Annotated in this window: 13 protein-coding genes, 4 tRNA genes and 1 riboswitch; of the genes, 8 read left to right on the top strand and 9 right to left on the bottom strand. The window is 64.4% G+C overall.

From position 1 onward, the window contains the following. Positions 1-11 precede the first annotated feature (11 nt). Positions 12-527, top strand: a complete 516-nt coding sequence (locus tag OSC30_RS10680; RefSeq protein ID WP_267171829.1) for an arsenate reductase ArsC — start codon at positions 12-14, stop codon at positions 525-527. Further along, entirely contained in the window at positions 524-1,597 is a 1,074-nt protein-coding gene (arsB, locus tag OSC30_RS10675; RefSeq protein ID WP_267171828.1) for an ACR3 family arsenite efflux transporter, read from the top strand. The genes OSC30_RS10680 and arsB overlap by 4 nt, the downstream gene beginning before the upstream one ends. Positions 1,598-1,684: 87 nt before the next feature. Here the strand turns inward: arsB and OSC30_RS10670 are convergent, their stop codons facing one another. Further along, positions 1,685-2,692, bottom strand: coding sequence for a sodium:calcium antiporter (locus OSC30_RS10670; protein WP_267171827.1), 1,008 nt, complete (start codon positions 2,690-2,692; stop codon positions 1,685-1,687). A gap of 1 nt (position 2,693) precedes the next feature. Then, a riboswitch (yybP-ykoY riboswitch) is annotated at positions 2,694-2,869 on the bottom strand. A gap of 548 nt (positions 2,870-3,417) precedes the next feature. Between OSC30_RS10670 and OSC30_RS10665 the strand changes: the two genes are divergently transcribed. The 5 genes from OSC30_RS10665 to OSC30_RS10645 all read left to right on the top strand — a co-directional run bounded on the left by OSC30_RS10665 (position 3,418) and on the right by OSC30_RS10645 (position 10,300). After that, entirely contained in the window at positions 3,418-4,719 is a 1,302-nt protein-coding gene (locus tag OSC30_RS10665; RefSeq protein WP_267171826.1) for a TolC family protein, read from the top strand. An 11-nt stretch (positions 4,720-4,730) separates the two neighbouring features. Then, a complete protein-coding gene (locus tag OSC30_RS10660) occupies positions 4,731-5,813 on the top strand; it encodes an efflux RND transporter periplasmic adaptor subunit (protein ID WP_267171825.1) in 1,083 nt (360 codons plus the stop codon). Continuing rightward, positions 5,813-8,944 carry an efflux RND transporter permease subunit gene (locus tag OSC30_RS10655; RefSeq protein ID WP_267171824.1) on the top strand — a complete coding sequence of 1,044 codons (3,132 nt, stop codon included), beginning with the start codon at positions 5,813-5,815 and terminating at the stop codon, positions 8,942-8,944. Before OSC30_RS10660 ends, OSC30_RS10655 begins: the two co-directional genes overlap by 1 nt. Beyond that, a complete protein-coding gene (locus tag OSC30_RS10650; RefSeq protein ID WP_267171823.1) occupies positions 8,941-9,264 on the top strand; it encodes a P-II family nitrogen regulator in 324 nt (107 codons plus the stop codon). The genes OSC30_RS10655 and OSC30_RS10650 overlap by 4 nt, the downstream gene beginning before the upstream one ends. 91 nt (positions 9,265-9,355) lie before the next feature. Next, on the top strand, positions 9,356-10,300 hold the full coding sequence (locus OSC30_RS10645; RefSeq protein ID WP_267171822.1) for a cation diffusion facilitator family transporter: 945 nt from the start codon (positions 9,356-9,358) through the stop codon (positions 10,298-10,300). A gap of 19 nt (positions 10,301-10,319) precedes the next feature. Here the strand turns inward: OSC30_RS10645 and OSC30_RS10640 are convergent, their stop codons facing one another. Further along, positions 10,320-10,895: a cation efflux transmembrane domain-containing protein gene (locus OSC30_RS10640; protein ID WP_267171821.1), complete on the bottom strand. Its 576-nt coding sequence runs from the start codon at positions 10,893-10,895 to the stop codon at positions 10,320-10,322. 125 nt (positions 10,896-11,020) lie between these two features. Between OSC30_RS10640 and OSC30_RS10635 the strand changes: the two genes are divergently transcribed. After that, entirely contained in the window at positions 11,021-11,695 is a 675-nt protein-coding gene (locus tag OSC30_RS10635; RefSeq protein ID WP_267171820.1) for a MerR family transcriptional regulator, read from the top strand. Here the strand turns inward: OSC30_RS10635 and OSC30_RS10630 are convergent. The 7 genes from OSC30_RS10630 to pgsA all read right to left on the bottom strand — a co-directional run bounded on the left by OSC30_RS10630 (position 11,589) and on the right by pgsA (position 16,625). Continuing rightward, the gene (locus OSC30_RS10630) at positions 11,589-13,826 is read right to left on the bottom strand and encodes a S8 family peptidase (RefSeq protein WP_267171819.1); all 2,238 of its coding nucleotides are present in this window, start codon (positions 13,824-13,826) and stop codon (positions 11,589-11,591) included. The genes OSC30_RS10635 and OSC30_RS10630 overlap by 107 nt on opposite strands. 11 nt (positions 13,827-13,837) lie before the next feature. Then, complete coding sequence (locus OSC30_RS10625) at positions 13,838-14,998, bottom strand: AAA family ATPase (RefSeq protein ID WP_267171818.1); 1,161 nt, start codon at positions 14,996-14,998, stop codon at positions 13,838-13,840. A gap of 355 nt (positions 14,999-15,353) precedes the next feature. Then, positions 15,354-15,440 (bottom strand) — tRNA-Leu (locus tag OSC30_RS10620). 119 nt (positions 15,441-15,559) lie between these two features. Continuing rightward, positions 15,560-15,633: transfer RNA gene (locus tag OSC30_RS10615), tRNA-Cys, on the bottom strand. A gap of 72 nt (positions 15,634-15,705) precedes the next feature. Next, positions 15,706-15,781: transfer RNA gene (locus OSC30_RS10610), tRNA-Gly, on the bottom strand. A 125-nt stretch (positions 15,782-15,906) separates the two neighbouring features. Continuing rightward, a tRNA-Gly gene (locus tag OSC30_RS10605) sits at positions 15,907-15,982 on the bottom strand. Positions 15,983-16,019: 37 nt separating this feature from the next. After that, positions 16,020-16,625, bottom strand: coding sequence for a CDP-diacylglycerol--glycerol-3-phosphate 3-phosphatidyltransferase (gene pgsA / locus OSC30_RS10600; RefSeq protein WP_267171817.1), 606 nt, complete (start codon positions 16,623-16,625; stop codon positions 16,020-16,022). Positions 16,626-16,631 lie beyond the last annotated feature (6 nt).

Below are 16,631 nucleotides of genomic sequence, written 5' to 3'. Positions count from 1 at the left end.
GAGAGATCCCCATGCATCCTTGCCGCGTCCTCTTCATCTGCACGGGCAATTCCGCGCGCAGCATCCTGTCGGAGGCCACGCTCAACTACCTAGGTAAAGGCCGATTCGAAGCCCGCAGCGCGGGCAGCAAGCCGACCGGTCAGGTGAACCCCTACGCGCTGGAGGAACTGGCGACCGCACGTATTCCCGTCGAGGGATTGTCCAGCAAGTCCTGGGACCGGTTCGTCGGTGAGCAGGCGCCTGCGCTCGACATCGTCATCACCGTGTGCGACAGCGCAGCGAGCGAGCCGTGCCCTGTGCTCTTTGGGGATTTCGTGCGCACCCATTGGGGCCTTCCCGATCCGGCAGCCGCCACGGGAGGTCCCGAGATGATCCAGGAGGCATTCCACAAGGCGCACAGACTGATCACCGACCGGATCATCGCGTTGCTCCAACTGCCAGTGGAGACGATGGACCGGGAAGAGCTCAAGCGGACGCTCGACGCCATCGGTGCGCTGAAAGCGGACCGTGCGGAGGACGCCGCATGAACCAGGCGCCGAACCCACATCGGGCCACGCCGAAAGCAGCTCGTATCGGCTTCTTCGAGCGCTACCTCACAGCGTGGGTCGCGCTGTGCATCGCCACGGGCACGCTGCTCGGCCACATCCTGCCGCGCACCTTCGAGGCCCTTGGCCATATGGAGGTCGCCCAGGTGAACCTGCCGGTCGCGGCGCTCATCTGGCTGATGATCATCCCCATGCTGCTGAAGATCGACTTCGGTGCATTGGCCGGTGTGAGGCGGCAATGGAAAGGCATTGGCGTGACCCTGTTCGTCAATTGGGCTGTCAAGCCGTTTTCGATGGCGCTGCTGGGCTGGATCTTCGTACGCCACGTGTTCGCGGCCTACCTGCCCGCGGAGCAGCTGGATTCCTACATCGCCGGGCTGATCCTGCTTGCTGCCGCACCGTGTACCGCCATGGTCTTTGTGTGGAGCAATCTGTGTCAGGGCGAGCCAAACTTCACCTTGAGCCAGGTGGCCTTGAACGACGCCATCATGGTCGTGGCCTTCGCGCCCATCGTGGCCTTGCTGCTCGGAATTTCCTCGATCACGGTGCCGTGGAACACGCTCATTCTTTCTGTGTTGCTCTACATCGTGGTGCCGGTCGCCTTTAGCGTGTTTCTTCGACGCTTCATTCTGGCGCGGGGTGGCGCGGCCCAGCTGCAGGCGCTGCTGCAGCGGTTGGGGCCCGTGTCGCTGGTGGCCCTGCTGGCCACACTGGTCTTGCTGTTTGGCTTCCAGGGTCAGCAGATTCTCGCCCAGCCGGCTGTCATCGTAATGCTTGCCGTGCCTATTCTGATCCAGGTGTATTTCAATTCGGGGCTGGCGTACTGGCTCAACCGCCGCTTCGACGTGCCGCATTGCGTGGCAGGCCCTTCGGCCCTGATCGGCGCCAGCAACTTCTTCGAGTTGGCTGTGGCAACCGCCGTGGGCCTCTTCGGGGTGCATTCGGGCGCGGCATTGGCAACCGTCGTGGGCGTGCTGATCGAAGTGCCAGTGATGCTTTCGGTGGTGCACATCGTCAATCGCTCGCGCCACTGGTACGAAGCACGCGCCTAACCGGACGGAAACGGCACGCGTGCCGTTTCCGTCCCGTTAAGCGGTGGTGGTCGTCTCAAAAGGTGTGCTCCCAGTAGGCAGCACGACTTAGGCCAAGTGCAGGGCGACCAGCAGCACCGCAAACACTACGTACCACAGGGCCATCGACGCCAGGAGCTTGCGCGAGATCACGCCATGGCGGAACGCCACAAACATCGTTCCGACGGCCACCATGGTGATGACCGCGGCAAGCACCAGGGCGCGATCGAACACCCACGGGGTGAAAAACAGACCTAACGCGGTGGGCACCGTTGCCTGGATCATCATCGCTCCGCTGATATTGGCCAGCGCCAGACGATGCTTGCCTTGGCGTACCCAGATGATGGCGTTGAGGGTCTCGGGCAGTTCGGTGGCGATGGGGCTCAGCAGCAGCGCGAGCAGTTGGGAGTCTATGCCGAGCATCGGCGCCAGGGCGTCGAGCTGGGCCACGAAAAAGTGAGAAGCCACGAAGATGACCACCAGGGCGATCAACGTCTGCGCCCCCGCCGCCCACGCATGGGGCGTGTCGCGTTTGGGTTGGAACTTCAACGGCTCCAGTTCCCCCTCTTCCTCCACCTGCTCACTGCCCATCTCCTTCCAGAAATAGAAGGCATAAGCCGCCAGGAACAGCGCGCCCAACCAAGGCTTGTAGGCAAACACCACCAAGCCCAAGGTGATCTTCACCAGGAAGATGGCAAGGAACCAGCCTTGGTCGTGCGCCAGGCGCTTGAACTGGCGCGCAACTGCTTCGGTCTGCGGCAACGACTTACGGGTCGCAAGCAAGGTGGCGCCCACCACCGCGTAGGCGATCGTAGCCAGTACCAGGGGACCACCGAGCGCCGCGCCCACACCGATCGCCTTCTGGCTGGCGTCGGCGCCGAAAACCACGGCGATGAAGGTAACCACGCTCTCGGGCAACGCAGTGCCGAAGGCGGCAAGGATGGAGCCCGTGGCCTGCTGGCCGACGGCGAGCTTGCGCCCCACCCATTCCACGCCATTGACGAAGTATTCGCAGGCGAGATAGATCACGACAGCCGAGCCCAAGAGGAAGGCCAGCGTTAGCAACAAGCTTTGCATCGAGGAACCTTGGGCCGGGCGAAAAAGCCAATGGCGCCTGCGCTCTCGCCCGACCGGGACGAACGCAGGTACCAATGGTCTTGCCAAGTCGCTTATGACCGGTTGCGCCATGGCCATGGGGCCAAGTGTGTTGACGCGACCCCTTCTGGATACGAAGGCGGCTACTCCCCAAGGGAGCGGCGAGGGTAAAGGTGCCGTCTGGTCGCGTCAAACGACCGCATGCGATTGTGTAACGGCGTGAGCGCCGCTTAGCATCAAGGGATGCCTCCGCACGCCACGCCACTGCTGACCCGACTGCGCCGCCACCGCGGCCTGTGGGTGTTGGCCGTGTTCGTGCTGCTGGTCAAGTTTGCTACGGGTACCGTGTGCCTGGCCGATGGTCCGGGCACCTCTCGTGCGGCAGACTCCACGGCAATAGCCCCTCTCGACACCTCACCTGACCTCGCCATCGACGCACCCTCGGCAAGCGACGATGGCACCTGTTGGCTGGGCGAAGGCAGTCGTTGCCATTGCGCCTGCGCCCACTCGATGACCTTGCCCTCCAGTGCGGCAACACCTGCCCTCGCGCAGGAGCCCCAGCTCCCTGTACCCGCCCTTTCGTCCGGATGGGTGCCAGCCGTCACCGGCTCGCTGTTGCGCCCTCCAATCGCCTGAAATCGCTCCCGTCCTGAGGTAGCCGCCTTGCGGCTGCCTCGCCCGTGAACGTTTTTTCAGGAGATGGCTGTATGGCTGTTTTGCGTCTGGTGCCCGTGGGTGCCGCGTGTTTGTTGTCCGCGCTGGCGTTGCACGCCGCGCCGCGACCCGATCAATCCCTTTCCCCTTCGTCCACTACCGCGGTAGCGATAACCGCGCCCGGCGCGTTACAGGTGGCGATACGCCGCGTCTGGGACGCCAGTCCCCAAGTGCAAGCCGCGCGTGCCGAGCTCGATGCCGCCCGGGCGCGAGCGCAGGCGGCCGCGCAGCCGCTGTACAACCCCTCGCTCGATCTGGCCGCCGAGAACGCCGACGTGGATCGGCGTACCGCCGGCGTCAGCCTGGCGTTGGATCTTTCCGGCAAGCGCCGGGCCCGTGCGAGCCAGGGCGCGGCGGAGCTGCACGCCAGCGAGGCGGGCTATGCGCTCCTGCGGCGCGACATCGCGACACGCTGGCTGACCGCCTGGTCGACCGCTTCGCTGGCGGAGCGCCAAGCGGAACTCGGACGCCAACGGCTCGCGCTGATGCAGCGCTTCGACACGCTGGCCGCCCAGCGGCTCAAGGTCGGTGACATCAGCAGCCCGGAGCGGGACCTGGCCGGCCTCGCCCTCGGCGAGGCCCAGGTCCAGCAGGCGACGCTGGAGGGCAACGAGGCCGCCGCGCGTGCGGCGCTGCTGGCGATCAGCGGCCAAGCCAGCGGTAGCGCGGACTTGCCGCCGCTGCCCAAGGCCCTCCCGCCGGACGCCGCGAGCATCGCGCCACGTCCGCTCGACGAGTTGCCGCAACTCACCCAGGCACGGGCCGAACTCGCAAGCGCCGAGGCCGGTGTCAAGGTCGCGCGGCGCGCCCGCATTCCCGATCCCACACTGAGCCTCACCGGTGGCCAGGTCCGCAGCGGCCCGCGTACCGATCAAGTGATTGGCCTGGCCGTGTCCATCCCCTTGCCCGTGCTCAATACGGGCCGGGCCGAGGTGCTGGCAGCCAACGCCGAAGCCGATGCCGCGAGCGCCAACGTGCGGGCACAGGAGCAGACGGCGCGTGCTGCGCTGCAGGAGGCGCAGGCACGCTACAGCGCCTTGCGCTCTGCTGCCGGGGCGTTCCGCCACGGTCGCGCAGCCGCCTTCGAGGACCGCACCACGCTGCTGGAAAAGCTCTGGCGCGCCGGCGAGATCAGCACCTCCGACTACCTCGTGCAGCTCAAGCAGAGCCTGGACACCGCACTGTCCGGCCAGGAGCTGGAAAGCCAGGCCTGGCAGGCCTGGTTCGATTACCTCACCGCTGCCGGCCGCCTCGCCGACTGGATCGATGGCCGCCCACAGGATGCTTCCCGATGAAAAAGACGAACATGCAACGACACCTTCTTGGCTGGGCCTTGTTGGCCGCGCTGGCCGCGCCGGCCCTGGCCCAGGAGCCGGCGCCCGCCGATCCGCTGGCGCTGGATGCCAAAGCCCTACAGGAGGCGGGCATCGTGCTCGCCAAAGCCGCGCCGCGCACGTTGACCGACGAGCTGAAGGCGCCCGGCGAGGTGAAGGCGGACGCCTATTCCACGGTGCTGGTCTCGCCGCGGGTGGAATCGCAGGTACTGGCCCGCAAGGCCAAGCTCGGCGACGTGGTGAAGGCCGGCGATCCGCTGGTCGTGCTCTCCAGCGTCGAAGTGGCGGAAACCCAAGGCGCGCTGATCGTGGCCGCGCAGGATTGGCAGCGCATCGCCGCGCTGGGTCCGCAGGCCGTCTCGGCCCGCCGCTACAACGAAGCCAAGGTTGCGCGTGACCAGGCCCGCGGCAAGCTGCGCGCCTACGGCCTGTCGGAAGGACAGATCACCGCGCTGCTGCGCAAAGGCTCGGCGGCCGCCGACGGCAGCTTCGAGCTGCTGGCGCCGGCTGCTGGCCGTGTCACCACCGATGACTTTCTGGTCGGCGAACGCGTCGAACCCGGCCGCACGCTGTTCACCCTGGTCAAGGAAGATTCGGTGTGGGTCGAGGCGCAGCTTGCGCCCGCCGACGCCGAGCGGGTCGAGGCCGGCGGCCAGGCCCGCGTGATCGCACACGACACCTCCCTTTCCGGCACCGTGGTGCAGCGCTCGCACCAGACCAACGAACGCACCCGCACGGTGCCCGTGCGTATCGAGGTCGACAACCGCAAGGACCTGCTGCACCCGGGCGAGCTGGTCGAGGCGCGCCTGGCCGTCGGCGGCAGTTCCCACGCGCTGGCGGTACCCGCCGAAGCGATCGTCCTGCTGCAGAACCAGCCCACCGTGTTCCTGGCCAAGGGGAAAGGTCAGTTCGAGCCGGCACCGGTGGTCACCGGCGATACCCGTGACGGCTGGACCGTCATCACCCAGGGCCTCAAGCCCGGCGACACCTACGTGCGCAAGGGCGCCTTCGCCCTGAAGGCGCGGTTGTTGCGCTCGCAACTGGGAGAGGAATGATGCTCGAACGCCTCGTCGAACTCTCCCTGCGCTACAAGGTGCTCGTGCTGATCGCCTTCGCAGTGATCGGCTTCCTCGGCTTCCAGGCCGTGCGCCAGCTTCCCATCGATGCCTTCCCGGACGTCACGCCGGTGCAGGTCAACGTCTACACCGAAGCCTCTGGCCTGGCGGCCGAGGATGTGGAGCAGCTGCTCACGACGCCGGTCGAGTCGGCCCTCGCCGGCCTGCCGAAGGTGCAGCAGATCCGCTCGGTCAGCCTGTTCGGCCTGTCCTATGTGTCGGTCTACTTCGATGACGACATGGACATCTACTTCGCCCGCCAGCTCGTCAACGAACGGCTGCAACAGGTGGGCGACCGCCTGCCGGCCGGCTACGGCAAGCCGGAGATGGGTCCGAACACATCGGGCCTGGGCCAGGTGTTCTGGTACACCGTCGAACGCGCCGACGCCAAGCTCAAGGATGCCGCCAAGGCACCCAACGACATGGACCTGCGCACGCTGCAGGACTGGACCATCCGCCTGATCCTGCGCACCGCGCCGGGCGTGGACGATGTCACCTCCTGGGGCGGTCAAGAGAAGCAGTACCAGGTGCGCATCGATCCGATGAAGCTGATCGCCCACGGGCTGGGCTTCAAGGACGTGATCGAGGCCTTGCAGGCGAACAACGCGCAAGTGGGCGGCAACTTCATCGACGTCGGCCGCGAGCAGTACCTCGTGCGTGGTCTGGGTCTAGTGCAGGACGCCAAGGACATCGGCAGCATCGTGCTCAAGAGCGAGGACGGCACACCTGTCTACGTGCGCGACGTCGCCGACATCGTCGAAGCCGGCGCACCGCGCACCGGGGCGGTCACCCGCGACGGCAAGGAAGTGGTGATGGGCCAGGCGCTGGCACGCATCGGCGAGAACGCCAAGAGCGTGGTCGATGCGGTCAAGGCCAAGCTCGACACGGTCAAGCAGGCGTTGCCGCCGGGCGTGGTGGTCAAGCCGGTGTACGAACGCACCGAGCTGGTCAACGCGGCGGTGGAAACCGCGGTGCGGGCGCTGATCGAAGGCTCGATCCTGGTCGCGATCATCCTCTTCCTGTTCCTGGGCGAGTTCCGCAGCGCACTGGTCGTGGTGGTGGCCTTGCCGCTCGCCATGCTGATCGCCTTCATCTGCATGAACCAAGTCGGCCTTTCGGCCAACCTGATGTCGCTGGCTGGCCTGGCGATCGGCATCGGCATGATGGTGGACGGCGCGGTGGTCATGGTGGAGAACGCCTTCCGCATCATGGCCGAGCGCAAGGCGCACGGATTGCCGGTGGACCGCACGGCTGCCGTGCTGGCGGCCGCCCGTGAGGTCGCCAACCCGGTGGCGTTCGCCATCCTCATCATCATCGTGGTGTTCCTGCCGCTGTTCAGCCTGCAGGGGCTCGAAGGCAAGATGTTCAAGCCGATGGCCTTCAACATCAGCTTCGCCATGGGCGGCTCCCTGCTGCTCGCGCTGACGCTGATCCCGGTGCTCGCCGCGCTGGTGCTCAAGCCCAAGGAGGAGAAGGACACACGCCTGGTGGCCTTCCTCAAGCGCCACTACGCCACGGTGCTGGCCTGGTCACTGGCCCGCCGCAAGATCGTGCTCGCCATCGCCGGTGCGGCGCTGGTTGGCAGCCTGGCGCTGTTCCCCTTCCTGGGCAAGGAGTTCATGCCCAACCTCAAGGAGGGCGCGATCATGTGGCGCATCACCTCCATTCCCTCGGCCTCGCTGGACGAATCGATCGACATCTCCAAGCAGGTCGCCACGCTGATCAAGCAGAAGTTTCCCGAAGTGGAAACCACGCTGGCGATGATCGGCCGCGCCGAGAAGGGTGAGACGGCGGACGTCAACTACATGGAGGTGTACACGCCGCTCAAGCCCAAGGACCAGTGGCGCGATGGGCAGACGCTGGAAAGCATCGAGGAGGACATGCAGAAGGAGTTGACCGCCGCGCTGCCCACCGCGGTGGTGAGCTACACGCAGCCGATCCAGATGCGCATCGAGGAGCTGATCTCCGGCGTGCGCGCCACCCTGGCGTTGAAGCTCTACGGCGACGATCTGGGTGAGCTCGACCGGCTAAGCGGCCGGATCAAGGACGTGCTGGCCGGTGTTCCCGGCGTGGCGGACCTCGCACTGGAAGCGAACATCGGCAAGCCGCAGATCCGTATCCAGGTCGACCGCGATGCGCTGGCGCGATACGGGCTCAACGCCGACGACGTGCTCACCGTGGTCAAGAACGGCATCGGCGGCGAACCGGTCTCCACCCTGCTCGACGGCGTCCGGCGCTTCGACATCACCGTGCGGCTGGACAAGGACGACAAGGCCTCGCTGCAGGCGATCGAGCGCATTCCGCTGCGCACGTCCAACGGCGCCATCGTGCGCCTGGCGCAGGTCGCCAAGGTCAGCGATGCGGAAGGCTACTCGTTCATCCGCCGCGAGCAGTTGCAGCGCTACGCGGTGATCCAGATGGACGTGCGCGGCCGCGACATCGACGGCTTCGTCAAGGACGCCAACGCGAAGATCGCCCAGCAGGTGAAGCTGCCGACCGGCTACTACGTCGAATGGGGCGGCGCGTTCGAGAACCAGCAACGCGCACTGAAGCGGCTGTCGCTGATCGTGCCGGCGACGATCTTCTTCATCTTCGTGCTGCTCTACACCGCCTTCAATTCGGTCAAGTACGCGGGACTGATCCTTGCCAACGTGCCGTTCGCGACCATCGGCGGCATCGTCGGCCTGGCGATCACCGGGCAATACCTGTCGGTGCCCTCGGCGATCGGCTTCATCGCGGTGTTCGGTGTGGCGATGTTGAACGGCATCGTGCTGGTGAGCTTCTTGAACGAACAGCGTGAAAAGGGCTTGCCCGTACGCGAGGCGGTGATCCGCGGCACCGCCTTGCGCATGCGCCCGGTGATGATGACCGCCAGTGTGGCGATCCTCGGCCTGGTACCGATGCTGCTCTCCAGCGGCGTCGGCGCCGAGACCCAGCGCCCGCTCGCCACCGTGGTGGTCGGCGGCCTGATCACCTCCACTTTGCTCACCCTCGTGCTGCTGCCAGTGCTCTACGACTGGATCGAAGAGCGCGCCGCGCGACGCCTGGCCCAACAGGAGACCCAACCGTGAAAGAAGTCAAAGCGTTCATTCATCGCGGGCGCATCGCCGACATCGTCCATGCGTTGGAACAGGCGGGCTTTCGCCACCTGTCCATCATCGACGTCAAGGGGCTGCTGCGAGCACTGAGCGATCGAGAGCAGAACTACTCGATCGAGATCGGCGACCGCGTCACCGACGAGGTCAAGCTCGAAGTGTTCTGCGAGGACGAGCAGGCCGAACGTGCGGTCGGGCTCATCCGGCTGCACGGACGCACGAGCCAGACCGTCGCCGGCTGGGTGTACCAGAGCACCGTCGATCACGCCTGGCCGATCGACGGGCGCACGGACTGATGGAAAGGCGGCGCGCCGCGCCGCCTCGTCGTGCGTGATGACATAACACCGTGGCGGCCGCGTAAGGTGGCCGCCGCCTCCGGAGAATCCCATGAGCGATACGTCCCCGCATAGTCACGACCACGGCCATCATCACGACCACAGCCATGGCGTTGCCAAGGATGCGGACAAGCGCTACCTGGTCATTGCGCTGTTGCTGTTGCTGGGCTTCATGGCCATCGAGGTGGTCGTGGGCATCCTCGCCAAGTCGCTGGCGCTGATCTCCGATGCCGGCCACATGCTCACCGACGTCGGCTCCATCGGCCTGGCGCTGGTCGCCATGCGTCTGGCCGCGCGTCCAGCCAGCGGCAGCTATACCTACGGGCTCAAGCGGGTGGAAATTTTGAGCGCCCAGGCCAATGGCCTGACGCTGCTCCTGCTCTCGGTGTGGTTCGTCGTCGAGGCCGTGCGTCGGCTGATCCATCCGCCTCAGGTGGAAGGCGTCCTGGTCACCGTGATCGCCGTAGTAGGTATCGGCGTGAACCTGCTCGCCGTGTGGGCGATGAGCAAAGCCAATCGGCAGAGCCTCAACGTGGAAGGCAGCTTCCAGCACATCCTCACCGATCTCTACGCCTTCATCGCTACCGCTATTGCCGGCGCCATCATCTGGTGGAGCGGCTGGAACCGCGTCGATGCGCTGGCGGCGCTGGTCGTCGCCGGACTGATGCTCAAGGCTGGCGTCGGCCTGGTGCGCGATTCCGGCCGTATCTTCCTGGAAGCGGCGCCACGCGGGCTCGACCCGGAAGCCATCGCCGCCGCCATCTGCGGGGTACCGGACGTGGTGCGGCTCGACGACCTGCACGTGTGGGAGGTCACCTCTGGCATGCCCGCGCTATCGGGGCATCTCGTCGTCCACGAAGATATCGATTGCCACGAAGTGCGCGGCCGGGTGGAAGCCATGCTGCATGATCGCTTCAATATCCTGCACACGACGCTGCAGACCGATCACGGGCACTCTCAAGCGGGTTCAGCCAGTTGCAGTTTTGAACGTAGCTGAAGCAAGCATCCCCTTTAGGTCAGTCACCCACGTTAGGGTTAAGGTGCTGGGAAGAGAATTGTGGCCACGCCGTGCTCAGCACCTCGATCCCAGTTCGGAGGAACAGCAAAGCCAGCCCCGCACCGAAGATCAGATCCAGCCACCGCCAGCCTGTCCATGCGATGAGTGCCGTTGTGAGCAGCACGCCGGCATTGCCGATCACGTCATTGCGCGAGCACAGCCATACCGAACGCATGTTGATGTCGTCGCGGCGGAAGCGGGTCAACAGTGCCAGGCAGGTGACGTTGGCGATCAAAGCCACGCTGGCGGCAACCGCCATCACCGATGGGAGCGGTGCAGCACCAACGATCAACTTGCGTGCGACCTCAGCCAGCACGGCGCCGGCGAAGACGAGCTGGGTGCCGCCCTTGGCTAGGGCTGCTCCGGCACGAGCGCGCAGCGATCGTCCCAGCACCATCAGGCTCAGCCCGTACACCAGGGCATCCCCCAAGCTGTCCAGCGAATCGCCTTGCAGGGCCGTTGAGTCGGCCCAAACACCCGCGCCAAACTCAGCCAGGAAGATGAAGATGTTGATGGCCAGCACGGCCCACAGCACACGACGCTGTACCTTGGACTGGACCAGGGCTTGGCCGGTCGACTCGCACTCACAGCAAGGCATCGCTGGCCCCTAATCGAGATAGGTCACTAGGCTAATGTCCGTAGCAGATACAGGGTCAAGCCATGCGCATCGGTGAGTTGGCGAAGAAATCGGGTTGCCATCTGGAAACCATCCGCTACTACGAGCGGATTGGACTGATGCCATCCCCACCGCGCTCCTTGTCCGGCTACCGGCAGTACACCGTCACCGATGTGGAGCGTCTGAATTTCATCGTGGGCAGCCGCGCCCTCGGCTTCCATCTGGACGAAGTCCGAAGTCTGCTGCGGCTGGCCTCCGAATCGGCGCTTTCGTGCGCTGAGGTTGATGCCATGGCCCGCGAACACTTGGCCCAAGTGAAGGATAAGCAGCGTGAACTCGCTTCACTCGCGAGCGAGCTGCAAGCCATGATCGGGGCTTGCGGCCAAGGCTCGCGTGCACAGTGCACGATTCTGCGATCACTGAGCCACCGCCCTTCCTTCGGCAAGAGGCGCTTGCGGGAAAGCTTACCGACCGGCCACTTAGGTTCAAACTACCGCGGGCTGGACTGGCTGCTCTCGCCACAAAGCCCTTCACATGACGTTATTGGAATGGCGAAATTCAGCAAGCGACCAATCGGTCAGATGCACGGAAGCCCGGGGAAATTCCCGCCACTCAAACCCGGATCGGGAGTGGCAAATGCGTCCGCGGACGGATCGCGGCCAGCGTCGGGTAGTGGGCGACGACTTGGTCGTATAAGTCCGGATGCTTGCTTGCGGTGACTGTCACCACCAGCGCGTAAGGTAGCTTGATAGCGCTGGAAGGGCTCAGCTTCGACCCCGGTTCGCGTGCCTGGTAATGGATATCGAACACTGGCCGGTCCAGCGAGCTGGCACGGAAGCGGTGCCGCGCATGCCGGGTAGTGTCCCACTTGAAGGAGTCATGACGCAGAGCCTGCTCGGTGTTCCGACCCACTCCCTCGAAGAACGATTTGGACTCCGGAAAGTCAGGGTCGGTCCTGAAATTCGGCGGCGAAGGTTTCGGGAACCGGCCCTGATGCGGGCGGAACGTAATTCCCAACCCTGCGCGGGTGTAGTCGCCGGGCGTGTGCGGGTCGGTCTGGCAGAGGTAGCAGAAGGTCGCCGCGATCTCGACCATGCCTTCCAGCTCTCCTGGGGGCAGCGGGACCTCGGTCCGGATCACCTTCGACGGGTCGAGGTGGCCTTGGTATAGCACGCGCACGCTCCCGTCCGGACAGACCGTAATCGCTGAAAGGTCGCTAGGCACCAGGCCCCAGCCCACCTCTTCGCGCGGATGTTCGTCCGGGTTTACGGCGCTGTGGATGAGCAAGGCGCGAATGCCGACCGTTGAGATGCCCGCTCCGAAATGGGCGCGCACGCCGCTGGCAATTCGCATAACTGCCGGTGTCGCGAAACTCGTGCCGATCGCCTCGGCGATGCTCGGCCCAGGGAAGACAAACTTGAACTGGCTGGCCGCGATACCACCGAACTGCAACAGGTCGGGCTTCACCAGCCCTGGGGCACGCCCCGGGCCGACGCAGCTATAAGGCGCTCGCGCCCAGCCTGGCGCCCCGGAACTGGACGCACCGATCGCCAAGGCATTGACGCAGTCGCTCGGTACCTGCACACGGTTCATAGGTACCGGTGCTTCCCCGGCGTTACCGACCGCGATGGTCCCGAGCATTTGACCCTGTTGAAAGTGATCGTCGAGCATGGTGGTCCACGCCGTGACCTTGTCGTCGCCGACGATCTCGACAGGACCAATACTCAGCGTCGCGAACTCGTAGTTGGACTGGCTAAGAATCTGATCGATGTAGAGCATGACGGGATACAACTTGGCATCGACAGTCTGGTCGCCGAGAACCCGGAAATGGTCTACACCAGAATACGGGCGCGGCTGCAGGCCGCTTTGCACGCTGCCGAACAGGAGCGCAGAAGTTACGGCGAGCCCGTGCTCAACGTATTCATCAATCGAGCTGCCGATGCCATCCTTTGCCGCCGGTTCAATCCGGTTCGCCCATAAACCGAAAGGGTGGTCCATCGGCAGGCCTCCATCGAAAATGGCGACGCGAAAGGACGAATCCAGCGCCTCTTCGCTAGGCAAGGCGATATGCGGCACGTTCTGCATCGCGCGCAACATCTGCGGGCGCTTGAGTGGGCGCAATTTCGGCATTGGCCGGATGGCGCGGACAAAGGCAAAATTCGCAAGCCGCGTAGCGGCGGCCGCGCTCGCCAACGCAGGCATGAACCAAAGACCACGTGACTGGTACTCCCGCGCCTGATCCAGTTCTACGCCGCTCGCCGACGCGAACTCAAGGAAAGCGTCTTCCCAGTTCATATCGACTTCGGCGTCGTGGTGCAGCACGATTTCGACGAGTTCGGGCGAGCTGCCGAGCGAGCCCATTAGCCGGTCTTCCGCTTGCATGGCCGCCATCGACTCGATCTTTATCAGGTCTTGGATCAGCGAGTCCTCGATGTCTCCAGTACTGATTTCGAGGAGGCGCTGGAACTGGACCCGGCGACCGGCTAGAAACAGGACTGTCGAAGGGATGCCACCCTCTTTATTGCTGCCACGCCCGTCGCGCGGCTTCACCATGATGGGTCTACTCCCTACCAACCGCAGGCCTATGCTGCCCGCGAGCTCCGAGGGAAAGGCGGAACGGGAGTAGTACTGTGGGTGCAGGGTGACGGCCGAAACTACGCGGTCTCCCGGGCATGCCTCCAGCGGCAGCTGGCGAAACACCTCCTGTTGTGCCGCCATCTGAGGTAGGAGGTGTGCGCGCTGAACGTCCCAGGTGTACGGCGGCTTCGCATCATTTGGACCGCTGCGGTAGCGGCTTTCCCGGTTAAGCGTCTCGCCTCGACCCAACAGAAACTTCGGTTCGCTTGCCATGATTTATTTCCCTAGAGCGTCGAACGTAATGTTTCGCGGGCAACTTTGGCCAGCTTGCTGGCTTCCCGTTGCGAGATGCCAGCCTTCACCAGCGATACTGCGAGCCGCTTGCGGTCGCCGAGTTTGAGATCGGGAGCGCGGGCAGCCAAGAGCTCGGTGAGTACCTGCCGACCGTTAGTCTTGCCGCCTAGTAGCGTGGCCCTGCGTAGGCTGTTGAGATCACGGATGTAGTCGCTTTGAGAACTGTTGGCCCCGACCATCGCCAGCGCATCGCGCCACTCTCGTGGCACTAGGTCGGACTTGTCCGAAACCAGTTCACCGAGCTCTCGTAGTTGATCTGCGGTGGGCGAGGGGAACTCGACCGTACTGTCAAAGCGCCGCCAGACTGCAGGGTCAAGAAGGTTGGCGTGGTTGGTCGCGGCAACAAGTAGATTGTTCGGGCCCCAAAGATCAATCTCCTGCAGCAGCACCGTCACCAGGCGCTTTAGCTCGCCTATATCACTGTCGTCGTCGCGACGCTTGGCAATCGCATCCAGCTCGTCGAGGAAGAAGACACAGTCCCGGCGCTTGGCAAAATCAAAGGCCTGCTTAATGTTGTTCCCGGTGCGGCCGAGGAAGCTGCTGATCACACTCGCCAGATCAAGGACGAGCAGCGGCAGTTGTAGCTGCAGCGCCAGGTGACGCGCGGCTAGCGTTTTGCCAACGCCGGGTGGACCGGTGAACAGCACCGCGCGCGATGGCTGCAAGTTGGCACGGGCGAGCTTGGAAGCAGAGCGACGTTCGGCAACTAGCGTGTCGAGGCGCCGGATGACGTTGGGGGATTGCACCAACGGGTGCGGCATTACTGGCGGGTCTTCGACCCTTAGCAGATCAAGACGGCTATCGCCGTCAGTTGGTACCGGCACCGACAGACTGGTCCCGCCCTGACCGCGGACCGACCGAATGGCGCTGGCCGTGGTCGCCTCATCCCGACCGAAAACCGCTGCCTGTAGAACATCGGCCAAGTCGTCGCCTTCAGCGCGCAAGGCGCGGATCAGCCGGAGCACCTGGATCCGTAGCCGCTCACCGTCACCCTTGGCGCCAAGTCGCGCGATCTGGACCAATTCTGACCTTAATCTATCAATTTGGGCCGAATCTTTCTTATCTAATTGTTGTTGTTCTTTTTTTATCATGACTTAGGTGGCCTAATTTAGGCCAATCCTTGCATACGGCCTCAATCCTTGCAACTCCCTGTACCCGCGGACGCCCGGCGCTTCGTCAGGTGGCGACCAGGCAAAGCGCACAGGCAGGCCGCGAATGGATACCAATCCGCGGCAAGCTGGTTGAGAACGGCTGTCAACGGCGTCAGTGACGGCTTATGGCAGCAAGCGATGAATCGCGTGCCCGGGCGACGCTATCTGCCCGCCGGCGAATGCACGTAGGCCTGGTTCAACGCGACATGCGCTCGCACAGGGACTACGTAGGGACGCGCACTGATTTTTGTTGTACGTGCAAAAGCTAAGATGCTACGCAAGCTTTTGTTTTCATTGGTGCCCGGAGCGGGGGTCGAACCCGCATAGCCTCGCGGCTGAGGGATTTTAAGTCCCTTGCGTCTACCAGTTTCGCCATCCGGGCGTGGGGTCGGATCGTAGCATCCGATGGCGCTGCGGGAGCCCGATTGCGATCCTTGGGGAGCCGCGCGGGCACCGGCAACGAAAAGGCCCGCCGGTGGCGGGCCTTCGATAACTGCGCAATGGAGGCCAGGGTCGGAATCGAACCGGCGTACGCGGCTTTGCAGGCCGCTGCATGACCACTCTGCCACCTGGCCATCGCGCGCGGAACGCGTCGCCGCGGTCCGCCAAAAAAACAAAACCCCGGTGGTCCGAGGTTTTGCGAAAACTGGAGCGGGAAACGAGACTCGAACTCGCGACCCCGACCTTGGCAAGGTCGTGCTCTACCAACTGAGCTATTCCCGCGTCAGAGTCGGAAAGGATAGCAGAAGTTGGCCGGATGTGAAGAGGCCGATGGCCGTTTTCGCCCGCTTTCCGCTGTGTCCGCCGTAAACGACGAAGCCCCGGCAGGCCGGGGCTTCGAAAGAAACTGGAGCGGGAAACGAGACTCGAACTCGCGACCCCGACCTTGGCAAGGTCGTGCTCTACCAACTGAGCTATTCCCGCATCGGAGCCGCGCATTTTAGCGGCGAAAACGGGATCGTCAACCCTTGCGCGCACCAGGCTGCTTCGGCGCGTCGCCGCGCAGCATCGGCCAGGCCGCCAGCAGGTAGTGCATGCCCGACCAGATGGTCAACGCACCGGCGATCACCAGCAACCCTTCGCCGATGTGGTACAGCCGCAGCGCCTCGGCTTCCTTTTCGTGCTGCACGATCAGCACCACCAGCGCGATCATCTGCATCACCGTCTTGAGCTTGCCGACGAAGGCCACCTTGACCGTGGCGCGCATGCCGATCCCGGCCATCCATTCGCGCAGCGCCGAGATGCTGATCTCGCGGCCGACGATGACCGCCGCGGTGATCGCCATCAGGATGCCCGGCCAACCGCCGCGGTGGGATTCGACCAGCAGGAACAAGGTGACCGCGACCATCAGCTTGTCGGCCACCGGGTCGAGGAACGCGCCAAAGGCCGACGTGAGGTTCATCCGCCGCGCCAGGTAACCGTCCAGCCAGTCGGTGATCGCGGCCAGCAGGAACACCACCGCGGCGGTGATGTTGTGGCCGCGGAACGGCAGGTAGAACACCACCACCATCACCGGCAGCAATGCCACGCGGAACAGGGTCAGCCAGGTGGGGAGGTTGATGCGCATCGTCCT

The organism is Frateuria hangzhouensis (assembly GCF_026410505.1).
Lineage (GTDB): Bacteria > Pseudomonadota > Gammaproteobacteria > Xanthomonadales > Rhodanobacteraceae > Frateuria_A > Frateuria_A hangzhouensis.
The sequence above is the reverse complement of the archived record's forward strand: the minus strand, read 5'-3'. Positions and strand labels throughout refer to the sequence as shown.